Here is a 23,212-nt window from a genome sequence, read left to right on the forward strand (position 1 = left end):
CTTTTCAATTAATTAAAAAGAAGGAAATAATTAGTCATAACAACCAATAATACATTCGGCTGCTGCTGTATAACCATAATCATCTGATATACTTACCCCAACGCTCATTTGACTGTAAGGAGATGTAGTATTTATTTCATCAGTACCTGTAATGACAACATATTCTTTCTTATTGATAATTTTCTTTTCAATAGTTACATAAGTATGAGATGCGCCATCTGCCCAATGACCAATCCAATTATAACTAGATATTTGATCAAAAGTATAATTGTCAGGAATGGTTCCAACGGCTAAAAAAAGGATAGATTTTTTATTTGTTAATAATGATTTGGTGATACTGGCACTCCAAATATTGTTACTAGGATTGTTTGCTGGTTCAAGGCTACCATTTTCCGTATACATATTATAATTTACGAGCATATTCTCATCACCATCAAATTCCTTTAAATCGTTCTCTGTTATACTATTCCAATTACTAACAGGATTTTCTATATAGAAAGCTTTGAATGTAATATTTGATGTTATTTCTTCTTCTTTGGGTTCTTGAGTAAAATGAGTCCACATATAATCGAGATACTCGTCATTCAGATAATCCATCGGTGCGCCATTATCATTATCTCTAGTGAATAAGGTTGCTTGGAGATCAGTATCTTTTATTTTGTTCCAGATTACTTCAGGAATTACTAATATTGCCGCTCCTCTTAATTCAGCTCCTTCCGGAAGGGTAGCAACTGTTAAAGTCAACTTAGTACCTTCTTCTACTACTGTTACCCAATCAGGTTCTTGAGTTACATCATAAGTATAGAAATAAGTACCCATTGCAGGAGTTTTTATTTCTGTGATTTTTAATACATGGAACTTATCATCACGAACAGTTATAGTTGAACTCAATTGATTTTCATACTTAACTCCTTCAGTACCCTCCATACTTCCACTACTTGTTTCTGTGAATACTGTTCCCTCGGGATTTACAGTAAGCGCATTGATATATTCAGGTTTAAACAAAAGAACGTTTTCTTTTAATCCTTCATAAGCAACAGGAACTGAAACATTAATAAGTCCTTCATTGGTAGTTTGTACACCAAATACTAACTTGTGACCTTTTTCGGTAGAGATTGAATATTTAGGATCAATACCTTCTGTGTTATCGTTGTTGAAAGTCAAATTGAATTTACCTTCTCCTTTATTTTCAACTTTTATCCAATCCGGATTTTCAGAGGTAGAAATACCTACTTCGAATTCAGATTCGGTAAGGATTGTAGTATAGACAACATCTATTTTTTCATAGCCGCTACCTTTAATGATGATTGGGTTTTCTGTATTATAAACATTACCATTCTCATCTTTGATGGTTAAGCCATTGAATACTTTTTTAGGGCGAGTAATTTTGTAAATTACCTGCTCTTTTTCACCCAGTGTTAATGTGATTTCTGCCACATTATCATCCGAATAATTTTGTCCGTCACCGGAAATTTTAGCGGTGATAGTTTGCTCACCGGCTTTACCTGTTATACTGCTTTGCGTAAACTCACCATCAACAAATTTACACCATCCGGCATTACTTGTGAGTTTCCAGTCTACAGTTGCTTTGAAAGAAATAGTTATAGTTCCATCTGCATTACAAGTGGCTTCCTGTAATGTAGGAAATTCAATTTTTTCACCTGGAGTATTTTCTCCATCATCGTCTGAACAACCTGTGAATGACACAATAAACATCATAGCTAATGCCATGATCCAACTCATACTTTTTAAATTTAATGCTTTCATAATTGTATGATTTTAAATGTTAATATCCTTGTTCTTTTAATTTTTCGGCCTCTGCTTCACTAATCCATTCGATTACATTAATGAAAGTACCTACTGTACCATATTCCGAACCATCTTTATTATCGACACTTACTGTAACGAACTGTAAAAGGTAATTCTCGCAAGTTCTATAATAAGAAGTATAGCTTGTAGGCTGATTCAATAATAAATTGCCATTACCGTAGATAGTTCCGAAAGCTTCTCCTGTACTACCGCACACTTGCTCTTTCATTTCAATCAGTGGTTTAAGCGGGTCTTTGGTATTGAACTTTATCTTTGTATCATATCCATCGTAGTAGATGCCGTGTAGGATAATTGTATTTTCTTCTTCCGCAACGTCGGAAGTAATCAGACGCATATCCACATTTTGATTGGGTATGTCGTTACCGCCAAAGAAAGTAGAAGTAACTGTACAGTATCCTGTAAAGTTGTTGATGTCGAACGGACAAACTTTCTGCAGTACAACTTTAGTTTCGGTGCCGTACATTTCCCACTCGTTAGATTCGGGAATGATGAGGTGCAGGGCAAATCCTAATGAATCGGTAGGCTCGATACTCTCATAGTTACCTTGTACTTCCACATTGGCTGCCATTTCACCGGCTTTGATAGTCACTGTATTTGAAAGGAGTTTATAGTGCTTTCCTTCGACAGCGTTGCTCTTCTTGTCTAATATCTCGACAGCGAAAGTACGATCGTAATCGGCAGGTACAGTGGCTGAAACGGGGACATTGAATATCTCATTGCTTTCTTGCACACCATACTGGTAGAGCGTGTCGGAAAACATAAGATAATTAGGTCCGCTGTATACCACCTTGTCCTGTTCGCATCCGACAAGGGCTATCAGTGCAGCAACGGCTGTAATACATCCAAATAATAATTTTTTCATTATCGTATGTTTTTAGTCTTATTTGTTACTTTCATTAGGTTCCACTTCCGAGCCCGGAGCATCCAGTTCGTGCTGAGGTATCGGCCATACGAACATAGGATCGTCCGCTTCCACTTTCAGACTGCTGCCATTGGAAAGTGACTGGTCTTGCGGTTCACGTTTGAAACCTTTGTGCCAGCGCTTCAGGTCTTGCAGGCGGAAACCTTCCATATAGAGCTCTTTTACGCGTTCTTCCTCAATGACTTTCATTGCGTTTTCTTTGTCACCCATAGGGGTAGAACCACCATACGTAGCATAACGTGCCGCACGGATAGCGGTAATGTCTTTTCCTGCTTCAGCGGTCTTTCCTGATTGTACGTATGCCTCGGCACGTATCAGATATTGTTCCGACAAACGGAGTACTTTCGGCATGGTAACGTGAAGAATCTTGTAGTTGGTGAACTCTTCGTTACCGAAATACTTAATCAACAACGGCCAGGTAAGTCCGTGGCTGTATCCGGTAGTGAAAGACTGGAAGAAAGTGGAAGCACGCAAGTCATTTGCATCGTATAGATTGATAGCCCACTTTGCAGGAACATAATCCGGACGCAGAGTGGTGTAATCGTAGTTCGCAAAAATAGTTCCTAAACGGCCGCCATAGGAGTTGATAGTGAAACCAACTTTCCAGATAGCCTCGGTGGAGTGGTCGTTTGTCCACATATATTTATAATAGCTGATGCCGGAAGAAATCTGCTGTGTACAGCTTGACAATGTGTAATAGCCGCTTTCAATAACCTTGGTAGAGTATTTGATAGCTTCGTCCCACTTTTTCATGTAAAGGGCTACACGGGCACGCAATGCGTAGACGGTGTATTCGTTGAAGTACGGAGTATCGTATAATGCACCGCTGAAATCTTCTTCAAGTTCCAGCAAATCGGCTGCACGGTCGAGGTCGTCCAATACAAACTGATAAGAGTCTTTTAATGAAGAGCGTTTCATTTCCTCATCACCGCGATAGTGTTGACTAAGGATAACACCCAGTTGATTGGCGGCATCTTCGTCGCTTTCGTATGCCTTGCAGAACAGTTTAATCAGTTCCGAGTAGGCCAGTGCACGAGCGAAATAGGCTTCACCGCAACACTGATCCAATTTGTCGAGGGCTGTATCGTCCGTTGTGTTCTTTCTTACATTGTCTACTCTGTCGAGCAGGAAGTTACAACGGTTGATAACTTCGTACAATGAACCGTATACGGCTTCAATATCGGTATTGGTAGCCAGGATGTCTTTCCAACGCCAGATATCGCCGTAGATATTCGTATTGCCGTTTATTCCATAAACGAGGTCGGTCTGCAAATCGGGCAACAATGTAAGGTTACCGGAGTACAGGTATTTGCTTTTGTAAGCGTCGTAAATACCGATAACAGCCAGGTTTACATCGTCTACCGTCTGAATGGCCTGGTCGAAAGGCACTTCGTCTTCAGGCAGTTTGTCCAAACAGGAAGTAGCGGACAACATCACGGCAGCCAACATTATATATAATCTGAATTTTTTAATCATCTTTCTTTCTGCTTATAATATTAGAATGAAACTTCAATACCCAATGTGAACTGGCGTGATGCCGGATATTGTGCTCTGTAAATATTGCTTGCAACTTCCGGGTCGAGTCCTTTGAAACCGGTAAAGGTCAACAGATTCTGACCTTGCAGGTAGACACGTGCGGATGTGAAGAAGTTGGTTTTCTTCAGCAACGGCTGAGGAAGTGCGTAAGCCAGCGTCAGGTTCTTCAAGCGAAGGAATGAAGCGTTTTCGAGGAAACGGTCATCGAGTTGGGCAACCACTCCGTAACGGGGAATGTCTGTAATGTCACCCGGCTTTTTCCAGCGGTCGTACAACAGGCGTCTTGACTGGTTGTATGCGCTGTACAATCCGTTGCTTTCTTCGAAGAAACGGTCGTTGTTCATTACCCAACGGTCGGCCATCCAGCTGAATTGGGCAGATAATGACAAGCCTTTCCAACTGAAAGTTGTTCCGAAGCCGCCGGCCCAAGGAGAGTCGAAAGTTTTTCCGGTCATTACTTTGTCTTCTTCGCGGAACTCGGTGGTTATTTCACCGTCTTTAGTGTACCACAAGGCATCACCGTTGGCAGGATTTACTCCGGCATAGCGGTTCAGGAAGAATTCGTGTACCGGGTGGCCTACTACGTATTTCAATCCGGTAGTAGAGTTCACATATTCCTGTACACCGTTATAGAGTTCTACGAGCTTGTTCTTATTATAAGATACATTGACATTCAAATTCCAGGCAAAGTCTTTGGTACGGATTACATCACCGTCTATTGAGATTTCGACACCACGGTTTATCATTGCGCCGATGTTTTCCCAACGGGAACCTTCGCCGGTTACGGCGTATGATTCTGGAACGTACATCAACATATTGCTTGTCTTCTTATGGTAGAAGTCGATGTTCAGGTTGGCACGGTTGAAGAAGCCCAGACGCAGACCGACATTGTTTGCCCAGGTCTGTTCCCAGCCTAAATCTTCATTTCCGCTCTGTTTCGGATAGATTCCGGCTTCGTCATTGTAGTTAGGACCGCCGGCAACCAATGCCAAGTGGTCGTAATTGGGTATTTCCGAGTTACCGGAAGTACCGGTACTCAATGCGACTTGTGCGCTGGTAAGCCATTCGATGTCTTTCAGGAAAGCCTCGTGCTTAACATTCCACATGAAACCCAACGACCAGAACACACCCCAACGGTGGTCTTTACCGAAACGTGAGGAAGCATCGGTACGGGTGGCAACTTCTGCGTAATACAAATCTTTATAATTGTATTCACCACGGAAGAAGAATGACAGGTATGAATAAGAGTCATTGGAATCCGCCCATGAAGAAGCGCGTGTACCGGAAGTTACATTCGTTAATTTGTCATTGGCTTGCCCGCGGGTAATTACCTGGAAGCCTGTTGACTGATAGTCCACCGCTTCTTGTCCCAACAGGAAGTTGAGCGAGTGGTCATCGTTCAATGCCCAACGGTAATTGACGGTAGTAGTTTCACTCAATGTAAGAGCGTCTGAGGAGTTACGTCCGGCAGAACCGTTTCCGTCATTAATAATATAGCTGGGATATGACCGCATGAAAGCCGTAGAGTGAGAGTAGTCTGCACCGAATTGCGTATGAATGGTCAGGTTCTTAATCGGAGTAATGTCTGCAAATACGGTAGACAGTACTTTATACTTCTTATAATTAACCGGATTGTTGTTCATCCACTCAATAGGGTTCTGACCTGTTCCCGCCCAAGTTCCGTTGTTTTCGGAAGCTAAAGAACCGTCTGCATTGTACGGGCTCCAATAAGGCAACATAAAACGGGAACCGGAAATAGGAGTATAGAGCGCCATTTCTCCCTCTTCCGCCTGCTGAACTTCTTCGTAAGCGGCCATGGTGTTGGTTCCGATTTTCAACCAGTTGCTGGCTTTTACTTCTGCGTTGGCGCGCATATTGTAACGACGGAAGGAAGAGCTTTGGGCAATACCGTCCTGGTCGTAGAAACCTCCGGAAACGTAATAGTTCAAGCGTTCGGTAGCGCGGTTTACGGAGAGTTCGTAGTTCTGCAGCGGAGCGCGGTCGTTAAATACTTCGTTCAGCCAGTTTACATTGGTACGTGAAAGGATTTCATAATCCTGTCCGGTATCCAGACCGATTTCTTTCTCAAACTGAATACGTTCGGGAGTGTTCATCATTGTCCAGTTGTCGTTAGACGCCAACTGTGAGAAACCGTACTGAGCACGCAGCGTTACTTTAGCCTTATCCATTGCCAGACCGCGTTTGGTAGTGATTACAACCACACCGTTTGCGGCACGCGCACCGTAGATAGATGTTGAAGAAGCATCCTTCAACACGGAGATAGATTCGATATCTCCCGGGCTGATCGTGTTAAAATCCGAACTGGAAATAGGCACACCGTCCAGAATAAACAACGGGGATGTACCCGAATTGATAGAGTTGGTACCGCGAATCTGGAATACCGCCGCTTTGCTGGGCTCTCCGGAATTGGAGATAACTGACAAACCCGGCGTCTGTCCCTGCAATGCCTGGTCGAACCCGGCTGCCGGTACATTTTCCATTTTTTCCGATTTTACGGTTGATACAGAGCCGGCAATCGTCCCCTTTTTGCGGACTCCATACGCTACTACCACTACCTCGTCTATTAACGCGGCATCCGGAGCAAGACGAACATTCAGCGTACCGGTCTTGGCACTGACTTCATGTTTTTGCGATTGCATACCGATGTACGAGAACAGTAAAGTGGCTCTTGCCGTACCTTTAATCTCAAGACTGTAGTTACCGTCAACGTCGGTTACTACACCATTTGTGCTTCCCTCTTGCAAAATCGACACACCAATCAACGGTTCATTGTCCTCTTGGGAAATGACCTTACCTTTTACAAAGAATCCTTGTGCAAAAGCAGATTGAATAGTCAATAATGTAAGAAAGACAAACCAAAGAATTGATTTTCTCATCCTTGTCTTTAAATTATTATTGATTAAAATTAAAATTGATAAATATGCTGTTGTAGAATTTTTGGAATAGTCTTCTTCTTAACGTGAAATCTCATCACGCTTTTTTACGTTTCTCCAAACAAAAGATAGACTGTGTACAGTATTGTATTTCATTTTTTAGCTGAAAATAAAATCTATTATATAAACTGTTGCAAAGGTATTAAATAAAGTAACAGCATCATTAATAAAATAGCAAATAATTATGTATCGAATTGTAAGTTTATAAAGGGCTTATGTTATTAAAAAATAGAAAAAGGACAGATGATTATAGAATGTATATCGAAAAAATAAAAAAATAAGTGATATAAAGTGTGAAAAGCAAGTGGATGTGTGACAATATGTTTGTATAAATATGTAAGGTTAAAAAGTGTTTCGTTTTTATCGCTTTCCCCATAAATTCAAATTATAGGTTGCTTCTACCCGTTTTTCAATATTATCGGGTAGGGCAGGGAAGAAATCCATGCCGGTAATACGCTCTACTTCATCCACACTATTAACATAAGCATCTAAGGGATGATTTCCTGATGTATTTTTATAAATAAACCCGATAGCTTTAGGCGGATTGCTGTTTGTGCAGAGTATTACTTTGAAAAAGGCTTCAGGTACGGTGATTTTATGCTTCTTACCGATAGTACGATGCTTTTGCCGATAAAGGACAGGTCCGCAAACAATATAGATTTTTCCTTCTTTCTTCGCCCATAAGCGACAGGCTTCTTCCAACTCTTTCCAGTCGCCTCGGTTCAGATTGTGATTTTGAGGACAGATATTGGTCATGTAGAAACTTTCCTGCATGGCTTTCCAATGCCAGCGATTATCGCCTGCAGGACACATATGTCCTCTGTCCATGCCGCTGCGTTTATAGTCATCGGTGGTTACAGCCTGGCTTTCGGGCAGGTCGGGATCAGGCAGGAATTTGTCGGTACGGCTTTCACGTTCTATCAGTTTTTCGGGAGTAAGTTCCCAGGCTACCCAGTTCGGTATTTTTGTTTCTTTGTTATAAGACACTGTATAGCCTTTACGGTACAATATCTGCTCCGGTGTGTTTTTTAGGGGAGCGGGGTAGAGTACGTTCTTTACGGATATTGCTTCGGTGGAGGTTGCTTTTACCGGTGTTTTTTCACTGAGTTCCGTTACGGCAGCAGGAAGATTAATATGCAAGGCTCCCGCTATGGGCTCATAGCAGATGCAAACGATGCATATTAATATAATCAAATAGAGTAATCCTTTGGATTGCTTTTGTTTTCTTCCTTTTCTTGCCATAATGGATAGTGGTGAACAGACTTTTATAGCAATTGTTTTGCTTTTTCCAGCGCTACATTGATGTTGGGACAAATATTATCTTTTCCAAGCAATTCATAAAAACCGGATTTCTCCAGGACATTATGTACTTTTTCGTTAACGCCGGACAATACAATCGTAATTTTCTCTTTTTGAGACATCTTACAAAGGCTTTCCAGATTATGGATACCCGTAGAGTCTATGAAAGGAACTTTACGCATACGTATAATACGTACCTTGGGACGGTCACCGAGTTGCGCCATCACCTCCTCGAATTTTGTGGCGATACCGAAAAAGTAGGGACCGTTGATTTCGTATACCTCCACGCCTTTCGGTATAATCAGATGCTCTTCGCTTGTGGTAATATCCGATTCGGCGTTCGGATCTATCTCGTCTTTGATAACCGATATTTCGGTTGTCTCCATGACACGGCGCATGAAGAGTACACAGGCAATAACCAAACCTACTTCAATAGCGATTGTCAAATCGAAGATAACCGTCAGGAAGAAAGTTATCAATAATACGGTGACATCCGATTTGGGGTTCTTCATCAATGCCCTGAATACGCGCCAACCACTCATATTATAAGATACGACTACCAGTACGCCTGCCAGACATCCCATCGGAATGTATTGAGCCAGCGGCATAAGCAGCAACAGAATCAAAAGCAGCACTACCGCATGCACTATGCCGGCTACGGGCGACTTACCGCCATTATTGATATTAGCCATTGTACGGGCAATAGCGCCTGTGGCGGGAATACCTCCGAAAAGCGGAGTAGCCATGTTGGCAACACCCTGAGCTATCAATTCGGTATTGGAGTCGTGTTTGTCACCGATAACACCGTCGGCTACGGTAGCCGAAAGTAAGGATTCTATGGCTCCCAATACAGCAATCGTAATGGCAACGGGGAATAGATTCTTAATCGCTTCCCAGTTCAGTGCGGGCATCACAGCGTCGGGAAGTTCGGCTTTAATGCTGAAACGGTCGCCAATGGTGTCGATGCAGTCGATACCGCCGTACATCTTCATCAGATAAACGGCTATGGTCACTACGATAATGGCAATGAGCGAGCCGGGAATCTTCTTCGAGAATTTCGGAGTAATGGCAATGATAAAAATACTGGCAATGCTGACAACCGTATTCCACCAGTTGACAGTGTCGAAATGACGGAAGTAGATTATCCATTTTCCCACGAAGTCTCCCGGGACTTTTTCCCCGCCGAAGCTCAATCCGAATATATCCGCAATCTGAGTGGTAAAGATAGTAACGGCGATACCGCTTGTAAAACCTACGATAATGGGATAGGGGATAAATTTAATGACTGCCCCCAGCTTGAATATTCCCAGAAGAATAAGGATGACGCCCGCCATTAACGTGGCGACAATCAGCCCCGCTTCTCCATATTGCTGGATAATGCCGTAAATAATAACGATGAACGCACCGGTAGGGCCGCCAATCTGAACCTTACTTCCTCCTAACAGTGAGATGATAAAACCGGCAATGATGGCCGTAATAATACCTTTTTCGGGCGATACGCCTGATGCAATACCGAACGCAATGGCAAGCGGTAAGGCAACGATACCCACAATGATACCGGCCATCAGGTCTGCCATGAAAAGTTCTTTTGAGTAATTTTTTAAAGCCGTGTACAGTTTTGGCTTGAATTCGAACGCTTTCATTTTATTTTAGAAACTTTATTTTACCTGAAGTTGTGTCAAAATGAATTTCAGTTATTAAAAAGAGAGTGCAAAATTAGGTAAAATAATGCAAATAGCTATAACTATTCCATTCTTTTTGTTTTTATGTATCCTTTGGGGGAGACAGCCGATTGTTTTTTGTGGATATTTGAACATAAACAGGTTGTTTCTTGTTATTAACATCAGACTGCTTGTTATTAATTAGAGATTAAAAAATAGCCTCATTGGATTTATGGAACGAAATAGATTTTACCTATGAAGTGATAGACAAATCCAATGAGGCAAAGTGTGGTTTTATTAAACTAAATTCGTATTTTTGTCCGGTTGACATAAGGAAATACGAATAATCTATACGTAATTACATTAACTAATAAAAAAAGAATTTATGAGCAAGAGTATCAAAGGAACTCAGACAGAAAAGAATCTGTTGACTTCATTCGCCGGTGAATCACAAGCAAGAATGCGTTACACTTATTTTGCAAGCGTGGCAAAAAAGGAAGGTTACGAACAAATCTCAGCCATCTTTACTGAAACAGCCGATCAGGAGAAAGAGCATGCAAAACGTATGTTTAAGTTTCTGGAAGGCGGAATGGTAGAAATTACCGCTTCTTATCCTGCAGGCGTTATCGGTACTACATTGGAGAATTTGCAGGCTGCCGCTGCAGGCGAGCACGAAGAGTGGTCTTTGGACTATCCTCACTTTGCCGATGTTGCCGAGCAAGAAGGTTTCCCCGCAATCGCTGCTATGTACCGTAACATTGCCATTGCTGAAAAAGGACACGAAGAACGTTACCGCGCTTTCGTACAGAACATTGAGAATGCTACTGTTTTCGCTAAAGAAGGTGAAGTAGTATGGCAATGCCGTAACTGCGGTTTCATCTACACAGGTAAGGAAGCTCCTGAATTGTGTCCTGCTTGTTTGCACCCGCAGGCTTACTTCGAGGTAAAGAAAGAAAATTATTAATATTCGGCATACTTGTCTGAATATTAAATTCAGGCACGGATTACACGAAAGCTCACGGAATGCTTTGTCCGTTGAATTCGTATAATCCGTGCCTTTTTTTCATTTTTTCTGTGATGTATTCTTATTTCTTCAGTACTACGGAAAGCGCTTCATAGGCTTTGGAAGCGTCTTGGATTTGAAGCAGCTTTTCCCAATTGGCAACCGGTTCTACCTTATGATTATACCGTTTGAGGATATTCAATATAAGTTTGCCGTTTTCTGTAACAGCTTTTGCGGTGAAAGTGCCACACTCGTTTTCTACTTTTACGTTCAGCTTCTCTACTCCTTCGGGAGCCGCTTTGTAGCCTGCCGGAAGATTTACAGTGATATTCCATTGGAAAGTACGGGGAGCGGACATATAGATGTCGGCGGAACGTTTACGTTCCTTACCTTCAATCCGGATCTGTTCACCGATTAGTTTGCCTGCGGAAAGTACATAGTTAGGACCTGCTTTTCGGATATAGCCATCCATTGTATAGCGGACATTATAAATAAAGGCTGCGCTGTCCGGGCGATTACCCAGACATTGCATCTGATAGTCGAGCAGTTCTTTGGCGTTTTCACCGTGATAGAAATCTATTTCCCATTTATAATTTTCCTTTTCCTGTTCGCAACCTTTGCGGAATGCTTCTTGGAGGTCATCCGCATATTTCTTGCCTACTTCTTCGGCAAATTCTTTGTCAATGCTAAGCAGACGTCGGTAAGCGGCGTCCACATCTTCCATTTTTACTAACATCTCCTGCATATACTCTTTTTGTGTTCCGGTGCGATATTCGTTCCGGTTAACGGTGAGTAACGTATTATCAAGGTCGGCTTGTATGGCGGTAATGTTGCAGTTGTCATCGGCTGTACCTGCCGGCAGATTGAGGCGCTCTCTTTCTGCCTTTGTTTTCAACTTTTTGGCTTTCTCTTTATCCGGTTCCAAGATAGCTTGCCTGCCTTGGTAACGGACGGGGATTTCATGGGGAATGAGATATCCTGAAGGTGGGAGATAATATTTCTTACTTTCCGGAAGTGCAAGAAACCATGTGGTATTGCGATAGTTTGTCAATTTATCAAGAGGCTCTTTATTTTCGTGGGTAGTCATTCCGAGCAGATTGGGAACATCTACCCAATTCAGCAATCCTTGAAAATAGATAATGAACAATTCATTATTACAATTGCTCTTGAGGTCTGTCATCAGTGCAAAATGATAGTAATTGTAGATGAAGTCGGCTTTCTTCTCATCTGTCCAGTCTTTTTTCTTTATCTTTTTCACGTTACGGAGAAGCCGGATTCCTTTTTTGGTGTTACTCAATCCGCCGTATCCGGTATATTTCTTCGCTTGTTTCATAAAATCCCAGTCGTCCTCTTGCATGGCTGCCGCATCGGGATTGGCCTGTAGTCCTTTTTTCGTGGTACTTTCGGGAATATAGGTGTATTTTTTCATCTTGCTATTGGTGATGTACATCAATGTCATTGGAGTTTGCTGCATAGGGTTGTACCATAAACCAGGTTCGGTTTGTTCTATATCCTTCATTTCGGCATCGAGCAGGATGTTTCCGTCTTCGTCTTTACTTTGTTTGAAGTCCGGTGCGCCGTTCAGAGTACGGTATTGGGTAGTAAGTTTATCGTCTATCTCGCAATGCACCGTGTAAGAAAGCATCGGATGGCTTTGGCGAAACCGGAAGATGAACGGATCGAGATTATGATTTTCCAATGAAGTGTAGTTGAAGAAAAAAATATCTATCTTATCACCGATTTCCAGTCCGGGTACGGCAAGTTTCTGACGTTGTTCCCGGTCTTTCCTGCCTTCGGTGGCTGTCATATATTCATCCGTGCTTACTTCGTTTACGGTACCGTCCGGTTTGATAATTCGCACGCCCAGTACTTGCTGGTAGTTTTCGTCATACCGCCACTCTTTTTTACGTATTTCCGCTTTGTAATCAAATTCGGAGAATTCTTTCAAAGCAGCCTTATCGTTGATTTGCACAAGCATACGATACAAGTCGCGACAATTTACTTCACGGTCAATATAGTGAAATCCTCCGAGAAAGGCGCCAACGTTGAAACGGGTCTTTTTGGTGACTTCTAACCGGCTGTGCGCAGCCAGAATGACAGCTGATTCGTCCTTGTATTTTTCGGGAACAGCCGTGTTGGTAAATTCAGGCAGTTCCAGTGCCCAGACTTCTTTTCTCGTTTCCTCCGCAAAGAGTTTGTATTTCTCTTTGTCATCGGCATTGGCATTAGGGGTGATGAATAAAAGCGCCAACACCCCCATCAGGAATAACATGTTCTGTTTCATTATTATTGTTTTTTGAGGATGATTTGTTCGTTGGATGCATCGGCCCATTTCCGCAAGTATGCGTTCCAGGTTGTAATTTCGTCGCGGGGAATACGTTTTTCGGTTATCTCCATTACTTTCCGGAAAATGATTTTGTTTCCTTCTGTTTTATATGAGCAGCAGAGTATGCCTTGCGGCGTATGGATTGAGATGCCTTCGGGGCAATAAACAAGTACATAGCCTGAGGGTATTTCCAGCTCCGTATGGCGTACGATGCGGCAACGGAGCGGGAGCTCGTAATCATGAATACGTTTAGCGGTGTCTATCGGTTGGTCGAACAGGTCATTGTGGAGGTCCAGTTCTATGTAAAACTCACCATCGGCTACTTGTACCGCGCTGCTGTTTATTACTTTTCCGGTCAGTATAGCCCATTTTTGTTGAGGCTTCTGCTGTATCCAACTGACCGAATCAACCTGATAATTATGATTATTCCCTGTCAAGATACGGGGAAGATATTCTTCCTGGCTGCTTTTATCGTTTTCGTGGTAGGCCGTGAGGAAAAATTCCTTCATGTCTCCGCTCCAACTACGGGTTGCATTACCCTGCAATACTTTGTTCGTTTGTTTGTCGGATAGGGTGCAGGTATAAGACAGGCTGTCTGTAGACGCGTTACTGTTCAGTATAGGCAATATGTGTACGATACAGTCTTCTCCATTCTCTATTACGGCTTCCCTTCCTTGTATACTTCCGGGTATGAATTCCGGGTTGATATATTCGTTGGTGGCATCCAGATAATAGGTCTTTCCCCGGTAGATAAGGCTGCATATCATATGGTTGACGGACGCAAGTGTAGCTATTTCGCTCATTCGGTAGGGAATGTCTATGGTGCCTATATCGGTCAGGCGGGCATCGAAGCCTTGTGCTTTCAGCAATGTACGGAGCAGGATTGCCATTCCTTTGCAATCGCCGTACCGTTTGCGCAGCACTTCTGCCGGAGTATCTGGCTTGTGTCCCGATATACCTGCTTCAAAAGCGATATAACGGATGTTTTGTTGTACCCAGGTATATGTATTACGTATTTTTTCCATATCCGTGCGGCAACCTTCGGTAATCTCCGCTAATAGCTTGTCGAGTTCGGGTATGTCACAGTCTACCTGTGCCAGTCCGTTAGACCAACGATACATATCGTGACAATCTGTAAATGATCCTGTTATCAGTATGTGCGGATATACTTTACCTGATGCCGGCATATGTTGCTCGTCTTTCATGGCCGGCATATCCGTTACGGTATAAGTGAATAAGGAATCTCCCGAACTGTTGATACCGCGTTCGCAGTGAATAGAAGGAGTAAAGTTCTTTTCTGTCAGCCGGAAATGGGAAAGGGATTGTGGAATGATGAATGTTATTTGTTTTTCTTTGATAAAATAGTCTTCACCCAAATAGATTCGTGTAAAATAACGCAGGTCGTGAAAAGTACGTTTAAATGTTACCTCTGTCTTTTTTCCTTTACGGTCGAGATTGATGTTGAAGAAGCAGACCTTGCTGTCGTCAAAGAAAACATTTTCCGGTGTAATACTTTTATACTCAGCCTTTCCCCCGCCTTTGGCGGAAGCTCCGTCCAACGAGATGAATTCTCCGTAGTAGGTGTAAGGTTGCAATGTAGTTCCCATTCTTGTGGCTTCATAGGAAGTCTCTTTCCGGTTGCGTACGGCAGGAATACCGTCTTTTTCCATAAAGACGTAGGAATCGTTGCATTGTGTAATGACAATGTTGTCATCAAGCGTCTGTCCGTATGAGTTGTAAACGTACAAACACAAAAGTATACATGTGTAGATACAACCGCTTTTCATTTTAGCTTGCTATAAGGTTCTGTAAGAAGTACTTGCAAAGATAGCGACCGGCAATATTTTAACAAAAATAAATATATGGAAAATTTAATTTCTTGCTTTAAAGCAAGAAATTAATCCTTTTGTCCGAAAGTTATTTCCCGTCGGATACGGCTTAAGGTATATGGAGAAATATTGAGAAAAGAAGCGATTTCTTTCAGGCTTGTTTGATGAACGATGTCGGGACATCTTTTCAGCAATTCCTGGTAGCGTATTTTGGGGGAAGCCGAATACAGATTCAATAGTCGGTGGTAAGTCATACAGAACAGGTTTTCTGCAATCTTACGGCCTAATAACTGGTTCTGCCGGGTTGCCGCCCAAAATTCTTCCAGTTGGTTATAAGATAACTGATAGACGGTACTCGCCTTGATTGCTTCCGTATAGATAATGGCAGGTGTCTGCCTGGTGAATGACTCATAGTCTGCCACGAAATCCTTTTCAAAGCTATAGCCGATGATATGTTTGTTTCCTTCCGTATCAAGGTAGAAGTAGCGGAAACTTCCCTGGGAAATATAGGCAATGTTATGACACACCTCACTTGTCTGACAAAAGAACTCTCCTTTCTTATAAAGACGTTTTTTCCCGTTTTGCAGGCAATGGTTAACCAAAGGAGAAAGTTCCAACAAGTCCAGATACTCGTTGAAGTGCGCCATAACCGTTATTTTTGAGCGTGCGGATAGTCTATCGTATAGTGCAGGCCGCGGCTTTCCTTGCGTTCCATGGCCTGACGGGTAATCAGATAACCTACGTTAATCATATTGCGCAGTTCGCAAAGCTCACGGGTTGCCTTGCTGCTCTTGAACAGTTTTTCCGTCTCCTCATAAAGAATATCCAAGCGGTTCCACGCGCGGGTCAGGCGGGTATTGCTGCGGACGATGCCCACATAAGATTCCATAATCTGGTTCACCTCTTTCATACTTTGCGTAATCAATACCCGTTCTTCGTTGGAGATAGTTCCTTCATCGTTCCATTCGGGAATATCCTCATTGAAATCATAGCGTTCCAATACGCTCAGTGCATGCTTGGCGGCTGCGTCGGCATAGACCACCGCTTCAATCAGCGAGTTGGAAGCCAAACGGTTTCCGCCATGCAGGCCGGTACACGAACATTCGCCGATGGCATACAGGCGGCGGATGCTGGATTGCCCGTCCAGGTCTACTTTGATGCCGCCGCAGAGGTAGTGTGCGGCAGGGGCTACGGGGATGTAGTCTTTGGTAATATCGATACCGATGCTGAGGCATTTCTTATAAATATTCGGGAAGTGCTTCTTGGTTTCTTCAGGGTCTTTATGGGTAACGTCCAGATAGACATGCTCGTCACCGCGCTGCTTCATTTCATTGTCGATGGCACGCGCCACGATGTCGCGCGGGGCGAGTGACAGGCGAGGGTCATACTTCTGCATGAATTCCTTTCCGTCCATGGTACGGAGCACGCCGCCATATCCGCGCATGGCTTCCGTTATCAGGAAACAGGGGCGGTCGCCCGGATGATAGAGGGCGGTGGGATGGAATTGGATGAATTCCATGTCTTTTACGGCGCCTTTGGCGCGATAGACCATGGCGATGCCGTCACCTGTGGCAACCAACGGGTTGGTAGTGTTACGGTATACGGCTTCGCAGCCGCCGGTTGCCATGATAGTCATTTTTGAAAGGAATGTATCCACTTCCCCGGTATTCTCGTTCAGAACGTAAGCGCCATAGCATTTGATACCCGGAGTATAGCGGGTTACGATAATGCCCAAATGGTGTTGGGTGATGATTTCCACCGCAAAGAAATTTGTGAATACGGTGATGTTAGGATGTTGTTTTACGGCTTCAATCAGGCTGTCTTGTATCTCCGCGCCGGTATTGTCCTTGTGATGCAGGATGCGGAACTCCGAGTGCCCGCCTTCTTTATGCAGGTCGAATTCTCCGTTATCTTTCTTGTCGAAGTTCACTCCCCATTTGATAAGCTCGTTGATTTGTTCGGGAGCGTTGCGTACCACTTTTTCCACAGCTTCACGGTCGCTTATCCAGTCTCCGGCAATCATGGTGTCTTCAATATGCTTATCGAAATTGTCTACCGCCAGATTGGTGACGGAAGCGATGCCGCCTTGTGCGAAATAAGTGTTTGCTTCTTCCAGACCGGCCTTGCAGATGAGGGCTACTGTTCCTTTATGCGCCACTTTAAGCGCAAAGCTCATACCGGCAATTCCGGAGCCGATAACGAGGAAATCGAACTTTCTTACCATAGTTTCGTGTATTTAACACCGCAAAACTACAAAATAAGTACGTTCCTTGTCTCCCTTGCGGGCATTAATTCATAAAAATACCTACCTTAGCGGCAAAAACCGGATAAAATGAATCGAATTTTTCATGCGCGTATCGCTGCCGGACAGTATTTGTTTGTCATTCTGGCAGGCACAATCGCTGTTTACGGCCTTTGGGAAAAGAATATTCTTGTTGCTGTTCTTTTTATGCTCCTGCTGGTTGTCAGTATCGAGAAGCTGATTCATACTACCTATATCGTTACTACCGATAATAAACTGTCGTTGTTCTTCGGACGCTTTTCACGAGGAAAAGAAATCCCGCTGAAGGATATTACGTCGGTAGAACGCGCTTCCTCCATGCGGATAGGCAGATTTGCCGTTATGCGCTATGTACTGATAAGGTATGGAGAGGGTAAGTGCGTGGCGCTTCTTCCTGTTAAAGAGGAAGAGTTTATCCGTCTGCTCGAGCAGCGTATATCACGATAAATTATAATTATGTGAGGTATCATGCTTTTTTTCTGAATTTCTTGTTGTATCTTGCATGCAGAAATCTATAAATGTAAGAACTATGAAATATCAAATTGCCATTATCGGTGGAGGTCCGGCGGGATATACGGCTGCGGAAACAGCCGGAAAGGCCGGCCTGAATGTTGTGCTTTTTGAGAAGCGAAGCCTTGGCGGGGTGTGCCTGAATGAAGGGTGTATTCCTACCAAGACTTTATTGTATTCGGCAAAAACGTATGACAGCGCACGTCACGCGTCCAAATATGCGGTCAATGTATCGGAAGTTTCGTTCGACTTGCCCAAAATCATAGCACGTAAACAGAAAGTGGTACGTAAACTGGTGTTGGGTGTCAAAGGAAAGCTGACCGCCAATAATGTGACTATTGTAAATGGCGAGGCCTCAATCGTAGATAAGAATCATGTTCTGTGCGGTGACGAAACGTATGAATGTGATAATTTATTGCTTTGCACAGGCTCGGAAACTTTTATTCCGCCTATTCCCGGAATAGATACGGTGCCTTACTGGACGCATCGTGATGCGTTGGACAATAAAGAGCTTCCGAAATCGCTGGTTGTCATCGGCGGTGGAGTCATCGGCATGGAGTTTGCCTCATTCTTTAATAGTCTGGGGGTGGAGGTCACTGTTATCGAGATGCTGGATGAAATATTGGGCGGAATGGATAAGGAACTGTCCGCCATGCTTCGTGCGGAGTATGCCAAGCGCGGTATTAAATTCATGCTGAATACGAAGGTGGTGTCATTGGACGGAAGTGCGGGAGAAAACGGCGAAACTCAGGTACGGGTAAATTATGAAAATGCCGAAGGTACAGGTTTTTCAGTTGCGGAGAAATTATTGATGAGCGTCGGCCGTCGTCCGGTAACGAAAGGTTTCGGATTGGAAAATCTGAATCCGGAGAAAACAGAACGTGGAAACATACGGGTTGACGGGCAGATGCGGACTTCGGTTACGGGTGTGTATGCATGCGGGGATTTAACCGGATTCTCTTTGCTGGCACATACTGCTGTACGCGAGGCGGAAGTGGCGGTACATGCCGTTTTGGGCAAGAAAGACTGTATGAGTTACAGGGCTATCCCCGGCGTGGTATATACCAATCCTGAAATTGCGGGTGTGGGGGATACGGAAGAAGCCTTGCAGAAAAAGGGTATTCCCTATCGTACGGTAAAGCTGCCTATGGCTTATTCCGGTCGTTTTGTCGCGGAGAATGAAGGGGTTAACGGTATGTGCAAGTTACTATTGGCAGAAGATGATACTGTTTTGGGAGCACATGTGCTGGGTAATCCGGCTTCGGAGATTATCACGTTGGCAGGTATGGCTGTCGAACTCAAGCTGACTGCTGCGGAATGGAAAAAAATAGTATTCCCGCATCCTACGGTAGGCGAAATCTTTAAGGAAGCTCTTTAACCGGATGACGGATATTTTGTAATACTCACTTAAATGGAATACATTATATTATGAAAATCGTAAAGTTGATAACTTGCGATTCTGCAACTCAAGCCCACATTGTTCAGGGAGCGTTACAGAATGAAGGAATTGATTCCATGTTGCGGAATGAGAATATGTCCACACTACTGGCCGGATTGCAAGTAGGTGATCTGACAGGAGTGGATATATTGGTGGGTGAAAAAGACTATGAGGCGGCAATCAGCCTGTTGGAACAAAACCAGATGATTCCTGAACAATTGAAATACTGTCCTTTCTGCGGTTCCCCCGATATTAAGTTCGTATTGAGGAAAGGGCATCGGATGAGGGCTGTTGCCGCGGTTATTGCCTCTTTGTTGGCCAGTGCCGCTCCGGGCACCAACCATTGGGAGTATGTTTGTAATCAATGTAAAGGAAGATTTGAGAAACCGGTTGCCAAAAACAGTCGGACAACTGACGAACCTGAATGATAGCTTGTAAGAAGATGAGAAAGTATACCTTATTCCCGATTGTATTGGTTTTGACGTTAATTCCCAGTATATTGTCTGCACAGGGAGTATCACCTGAAACAAACTCTCTTTCTTCGCGGTTGGATACATTGATAAAGTATCGGTTACCCGTAGGTTCTAATGTATCTATTTCAGTGTATGACTTGACCGCTGATAAGGCTCTGTATAGTTATCAGGCGGATAAGCTTTCCCGTCCGGCCTCTACAATGAAGTTGCTGACTACGATTACGGCGCTTGCGCGCCCTGAAGCGGACGAGCCTTTTTGTACGGAGGTTTGGTACAAGGGCGTGATTGAGCGTGATACGCTGAAAGGAGATATATACGTTGTCGGAGGTTTCGACCCGGAATTTGATGATGAAGCGTTGGATTCTTTGGTCGGTAAGGTGTCTCGTTTGCCTTTCTCTGTGGTTCAAGGCAAGATATATGGCGATGTTTCCATGAAAGACTCTTTGTATTGGGGAAGCGGTTGGCTGTGGGATGATACGCCCTATTCTTTTCAGCCATACCTGTCGCCGCTGATGCTCGATAAAGGAGTGGTTACGGTAACAGCTTTTCCCGGTGTGCAGGGTGATACGGCACGTTTGGAATGTACTCCCGCTTCGTCTTACTATACGTTGACCAATACAACAAAAACCCGCGCTCCCTCTGCCGGACGTTTTCGTGTATCCCGCGATTGGCTGGAGAATGGCAATGACATAACGGTATCGGGTAATGTGGACGGGAAGCGTACCGGTACGGTGAATATCTATTCTTCGCAGGACTTCTTTATGCATACGTTCCTGGAGCGTTTACGGGCAAAAGGTATCCGTTGCCTGCCGGATTATTCTTTCAGCGAGTTTCAAAAAGACAGCGTTTCAGTGCGAATGGCATCTTATAACACTTCTGTACAGGCAGTAGTCAATCAAATAATGAAAGAGAGTGATAACTTGAATGCAGAAGCTATGTTATGCCGTTTAGGTGCGCAGTTTACGGGCGGGAGGCATATCTCTGCCGAAGACGGACTTTCGGCTATCCGCCGGTTGATAAAAAAGCTGGGCTATGTTCCCGACCGTTATAATCTGGCGGACGGTTGCGGACTTTCCAACTATAACTATGTCTCATCGGAACTTTTAGTTGCCTTCTTGAAATTCGCTTATTCACGTACGGATGTGTTCCAGAAATTATATAAGGCATTGCCTATCGGCGGAGTGGACGGAACACTGAAAAACCGTATGAAGAAAGGGACGCCTTCTTATAAGAAAGTGCACGCTAAAACCGGTTCTTTTACAGCTATAAATTGCCTGGCAGGTTATTTAAAGGCAAATAACGGGCATCAGATCGCTTTTGCCATAATGAATCAGAATGTGCTTTCCGGCAGGGAGGCACGTAAATTCCAAGATACTGTCTGTGATATACTTATCCGATGAATGACCGGTATCGGTTGGTATGGATTGATAAGGAGCTGTTAAAATAACGCTCTGATTAACCTGTCATTCTGCTATTCGGAACGGAGTGAATAATCTCTTCCCCTTATATAGCTAAGAGAGGAGATTCTTCGTCGCAAGCTCCTCCGAATGACAGAATGATAGGTTGATCAGAGCGTTGTCAGCCTCTTATCAAAGGCGTATTTAGCCTTTATTTGTACTGTGCCCAGTCGATATTCTTCATATCCCCGCTTTTTGCCAGTTCGGCGTGCATAGCCAGGGCGGCACGCATGGCATGAGGAGTCTGTGCCTTACCATCGGTCAGTTTCAGATAATCCCACAGGATATTCTTATAATCCGGATGAACACAGTTCTCAATGATTGCCTGAGCACGTTCTTTCGGGCTCTTGCCGCGCAGGTCGGCAACACCTTGTTCGGTAACGATGATGTTGACATCATGCTCGCTGTGGTCTACATGAGAAACCATCGGGACGATAGCGCTGATTTTGCCTTCTTTGGCGACAGACGGGCAAGTAAAGATAGAGATATAGGCGTTGCGCGTAAAATCGCCCGAACCGCCGATACCGTTCATCATCTTCGTACCGCCGATATGGGTGGAGTTTACGTTTCCGTAGAGGTCGGCTTCAATGGCTGTGTTGATAGAGATAATACCTAAACGGCGTACTACCTCGGGACTGTTGGATATTTCCGACGGACGGAGAACCAGCTTGTCGCGGAAGAAATCCATATCCTCGTATATACCGTTCAGGCAGTCGTTGGTTACGGTCAGTGAACAAGCGCTGCCAAACTTCACGCGACCTTCGCGAATCAGTCCGATAACGGAATTCTGGATGACCTCTGTGTACATCTCGAATGCCGGAATGGTCTTGTCACGTCCTAAAGCGCCTAACACCGCGTTGGCGATATTTCCTACGCCCGACTGCAACGGCAGGAAGGTGGAAGGAATAATACCGCGCTTCATATCTGCGGCAAGGAAGTCGGCTACGTTCTGTCCGATTTTGTCGGTCAGCGGGTCGGCGGCGGCAAATGAGCGTGCTTCGTCCGGCCAGTTGGTTTCTACGACACCTACAATCTTCTTCGGGTCAACCTGGATATAAGGCTGTCCGATACGGTCGCTCGGCTTGAAGATAGGTATTTCGCGGCGGTAAGGCGGGTCAAGCGGTTCGTAGACATCGTGCAGCCCCATGGCGTTTTTACTGTGTGCGGCATTCAGCTCTATGATAATCCGGTCGGCGAGGCGGCAGATGGTAGGAGCGATACCGCCGGCGGCGGTCAGGTAGATTTTACCGTCGGGTGTCACTTCGCAGGCTTCGATGATGGCGACATCTACTTTTCCCATAAAGCCGTAGCGCACTTCTTGCGCCATTTGCGACAAATGGATGTCGTTGTAGGCAATCTCGCCGTTGTTTACCGCTTTACGGAAATCGGGATTGGTTGTGTAAGGAGCACGGTAGCGGATAGCTTTGACGCGTGAAAGGATACCGTCGCAGGAGTCACCGGTAGAGGCTCCTGTAAAAATGCCTATCTGGAAAGGGTTTCCTTTGGCATGTTCCGCTTCTGCTATTTTTGCCAGTTCGGCCGTAACGGCTTTGGCTGTTCCTGCGGGAGTAAATCCGCTCAGGCCGATATTGTAGCCATGTTTAATCAGGCTCGCAGCTTCTGCTGCTGAAATGTAATTAAATGCCATAATGTATAGTTATTTTTCGTGTAAGGAATCAACTCAACTTTCAAT

The 23,212-nt window shown here is 44.2% G+C and carries 16 protein-coding genes; 5 read left to right on the forward strand and 11 right to left on the reverse strand.

Features of this window, described 5'->3' with window-relative positions; translation table 11 throughout:
* Positions 1–30: 30 nt before the first annotated feature.
* The 6 genes from I2F54_RS00380 to I2F54_RS00405 form a co-directional block, all read right to left on the reverse strand.
* Complete coding sequence (locus tag I2F54_RS00380; RefSeq protein ID WP_195500283.1) at positions 31–1,767, reverse strand: hypothetical protein; 1,737 nt, start codon at positions 1,765–1,767, stop codon at positions 31–33.
* Positions 1,768–1,786: 19 nt separating this feature from the next.
* Positions 1,787–2,692, reverse strand: a complete 906-nt coding sequence (locus I2F54_RS00385) for a DUF4984 domain-containing protein (RefSeq protein ID WP_009121989.1) — start codon at positions 2,690–2,692, stop codon at positions 1,787–1,789.
* Positions 2,693–2,710: 18 nt separating this feature from the next.
* A complete protein-coding gene (locus I2F54_RS00390; RefSeq protein ID WP_022218616.1) occupies positions 2,711–4,228 on the reverse strand; it encodes a RagB/SusD family nutrient uptake outer membrane protein in 1,518 nt (505 codons plus the stop codon).
* Between the two features lie 20 nt (positions 4,229–4,248).
* Entirely contained in the window at positions 4,249–7,185 is a 2,937-nt protein-coding gene (locus tag I2F54_RS00395) for a SusC/RagA family TonB-linked outer membrane protein (RefSeq protein ID WP_195500284.1), read from the reverse strand.
* A gap of 417 nt (positions 7,186–7,602) precedes the next feature.
* Positions 7,603–8,484, reverse strand: a complete 882-nt coding sequence (locus I2F54_RS00400; RefSeq protein WP_195500285.1) for a DNA/RNA non-specific endonuclease — start codon at positions 8,482–8,484, stop codon at positions 7,603–7,605.
* Between the two features lie 23 nt (positions 8,485–8,507).
* Positions 8,508–10,184 (reverse strand): SulP family inorganic anion transporter, encoded by a 1,677-nt coding sequence (locus I2F54_RS00405; RefSeq protein ID WP_129618546.1) that lies wholly within the window; start codon positions 10,182–10,184, stop codon positions 8,508–8,510.
* A 403-nt stretch (positions 10,185–10,587) separates the two neighbouring features.
* On the opposite strand from I2F54_RS00405, the gene rbr reads away from it, so the two are divergent.
* Complete coding sequence (rbr, locus tag I2F54_RS00410) at positions 10,588–11,166, forward strand: rubrerythrin (protein WP_009121994.1); 579 nt, start codon at positions 10,588–10,590, stop codon at positions 11,164–11,166.
* Positions 11,167–11,287: 121 nt separating this feature from the next.
* On the opposite strand, the gene I2F54_RS00415 is transcribed toward rbr, so the two are convergent.
* The 4 genes from I2F54_RS00415 to nadB form a co-directional block, all read right to left on the reverse strand.
* Positions 11,288–13,489: a DUF3857 domain-containing protein gene (locus tag I2F54_RS00415; protein ID WP_195500286.1), complete on the reverse strand. Its 2,202-nt coding sequence runs from the start codon at positions 13,487–13,489 to the stop codon at positions 11,288–11,290.
* A gap of 2 nt (positions 13,490–13,491) precedes the next feature.
* The gene (locus I2F54_RS00420) at positions 13,492–15,318 is read right to left on the reverse strand and encodes a transglutaminase-like domain-containing protein (RefSeq protein ID WP_195500287.1); all 1,827 of its coding nucleotides are present in this window, start codon (positions 15,316–15,318) and stop codon (positions 13,492–13,494) included.
* Between the two features lie 110 nt (positions 15,319–15,428).
* The gene (locus tag I2F54_RS00425; protein WP_087412199.1) at positions 15,429–16,007 is read right to left on the reverse strand and encodes a Crp/Fnr family transcriptional regulator; all 579 of its coding nucleotides are present in this window, start codon (positions 16,005–16,007) and stop codon (positions 15,429–15,431) included.
* Positions 16,008–16,012: 5 nt separating this feature from the next.
* Positions 16,013–17,584 (reverse strand): L-aspartate oxidase, encoded by a 1,572-nt coding sequence (gene nadB / locus I2F54_RS00430; protein WP_195500288.1) that lies wholly within the window; start codon positions 17,582–17,584, stop codon positions 16,013–16,015.
* A gap of 108 nt (positions 17,585–17,692) precedes the next feature.
* Here nadB and I2F54_RS00435 point away from each other — a divergent pair, with 108 nt between their 5' ends.
* The 4 genes from I2F54_RS00435 to dacB all read left to right on the forward strand — a co-directional run bounded on the left by I2F54_RS00435 (position 17,693) and on the right by dacB (position 21,462).
* Positions 17,693–18,088, forward strand: coding sequence for a PH domain-containing protein (locus tag I2F54_RS00435; protein WP_195500289.1), 396 nt, complete (start codon positions 17,693–17,695; stop codon positions 18,086–18,088).
* Between the two features lie 82 nt (positions 18,089–18,170).
* A complete protein-coding gene (gene lpdA, locus I2F54_RS00440) occupies positions 18,171–19,529 on the forward strand; it encodes a dihydrolipoyl dehydrogenase (RefSeq protein WP_195500290.1) in 1,359 nt (452 codons plus the stop codon).
* A gap of 50 nt (positions 19,530–19,579) precedes the next feature.
* A complete protein-coding gene (locus tag I2F54_RS00445) occupies positions 19,580–20,017 on the forward strand; it encodes a putative signal transducing protein (RefSeq protein WP_087412195.1) in 438 nt (145 codons plus the stop codon).
* 14 nt (positions 20,018–20,031) lie between these two features.
* Complete coding sequence (gene dacB, locus I2F54_RS00450; RefSeq protein WP_195500291.1) at positions 20,032–21,462, forward strand: D-alanyl-D-alanine carboxypeptidase/D-alanyl-D-alanine endopeptidase; 1,431 nt, start codon at positions 20,032–20,034, stop codon at positions 21,460–21,462.
* 208 nt (positions 21,463–21,670) lie between these two features.
* Here dacB and I2F54_RS00455 read toward each other — a convergent pair whose 3' ends face one another.
* Entirely contained in the window at positions 21,671–23,167 is a 1,497-nt protein-coding gene (locus tag I2F54_RS00455) for an acetyl-CoA hydrolase/transferase family protein (protein WP_009122000.1), read from the reverse strand.
* Between the last annotated feature and the right edge of the window lie 45 nt (positions 23,168–23,212).

This window comes from Bacteroides clarus (assembly GCF_015555825.1).
Classification (GTDB): Bacteria; Bacteroidota; Bacteroidia; order Bacteroidales; family Bacteroidaceae; genus Bacteroides; species Bacteroides clarus.

Excerpts from the sequence above, each read along its gene's own strand:
- I2F54_RS00395 (WP_195500284.1), bottom strand. The coding sequence starts at position 7,185 with ATGAGAAAATCAATTCTTTGGTTTGTCTTTCTTACATTATTGACTATT.
- I2F54_RS00415 (WP_195500286.1), bottom strand. The coding sequence starts at position 13,489 with ATGAAACAGAACATGTTATTCCTGATGGGGGTGTTGGCGCTTTTATTC.
- lpdA (WP_195500290.1), top strand. The coding sequence starts at position 18,171 with ATGAAATATCAAATTGCCATTATCGGTGGAGGTCCGGCGGGATATACG.
- I2F54_RS00455 (WP_009122000.1), bottom strand. The coding sequence starts at position 23,167 with ATGGCATTTAATTACATTTCAGCAGCAGAAGCTGCGAGCCTGATTAAA.
- I2F54_RS00425 (WP_087412199.1), bottom strand. The coding sequence starts at position 16,007 with ATGGCGCACTTCAACGAGTATCTGGACTTGTTGGAACTTTCTCCTTTG.
- I2F54_RS00400 (WP_195500285.1), bottom strand. The coding sequence starts at position 8,484 with ATGGCAAGAAAAGGAAGAAAACAAAAGCAATCCAAAGGATTACTCTAT.
- rbr (WP_009121994.1), top strand. The coding sequence starts at position 10,588 with ATGAGCAAGAGTATCAAAGGAACTCAGACAGAAAAGAATCTGTTGACT.
- nadB (WP_195500288.1), bottom strand. The coding sequence starts at position 17,584 with ATGGTAAGAAAGTTCGATTTCCTCGTTATCGGCTCCGGAATTGCCGGT.
- I2F54_RS00405 (WP_129618546.1), bottom strand. The coding sequence starts at position 10,184 with ATGAAAGCGTTCGAATTCAAGCCAAAACTGTACACGGCTTTAAAAAAT.
- I2F54_RS00435 (WP_195500289.1), top strand. The coding sequence starts at position 17,693 with ATGAATCGAATTTTTCATGCGCGTATCGCTGCCGGACAGTATTTGTTT.
- dacB (WP_195500291.1), top strand. The coding sequence starts at position 20,032 with ATGAGAAAGTATACCTTATTCCCGATTGTATTGGTTTTGACGTTAATT.
- I2F54_RS00390 (WP_022218616.1), bottom strand. The coding sequence starts at position 4,228 with ATGATTAAAAAATTCAGATTATATATAATGTTGGCTGCCGTGATGTTG.
- I2F54_RS00420 (WP_195500287.1), bottom strand. The coding sequence starts at position 15,318 with ATGAAAAGCGGTTGTATCTACACATGTATACTTTTGTGTTTGTACGTT.
- I2F54_RS00445 (WP_087412195.1), top strand. The coding sequence starts at position 19,580 with ATGAAAATCGTAAAGTTGATAACTTGCGATTCTGCAACTCAAGCCCAC.
- I2F54_RS00380 (WP_195500283.1), bottom strand. The coding sequence starts at position 1,767 with ATGAAAGCATTAAATTTAAAAAGTATGAGTTGGATCATGGCATTAGCT.
- I2F54_RS00385 (WP_009121989.1), bottom strand. The coding sequence starts at position 2,692 with ATGAAAAAATTATTATTTGGATGTATTACAGCCGTTGCTGCACTGATA.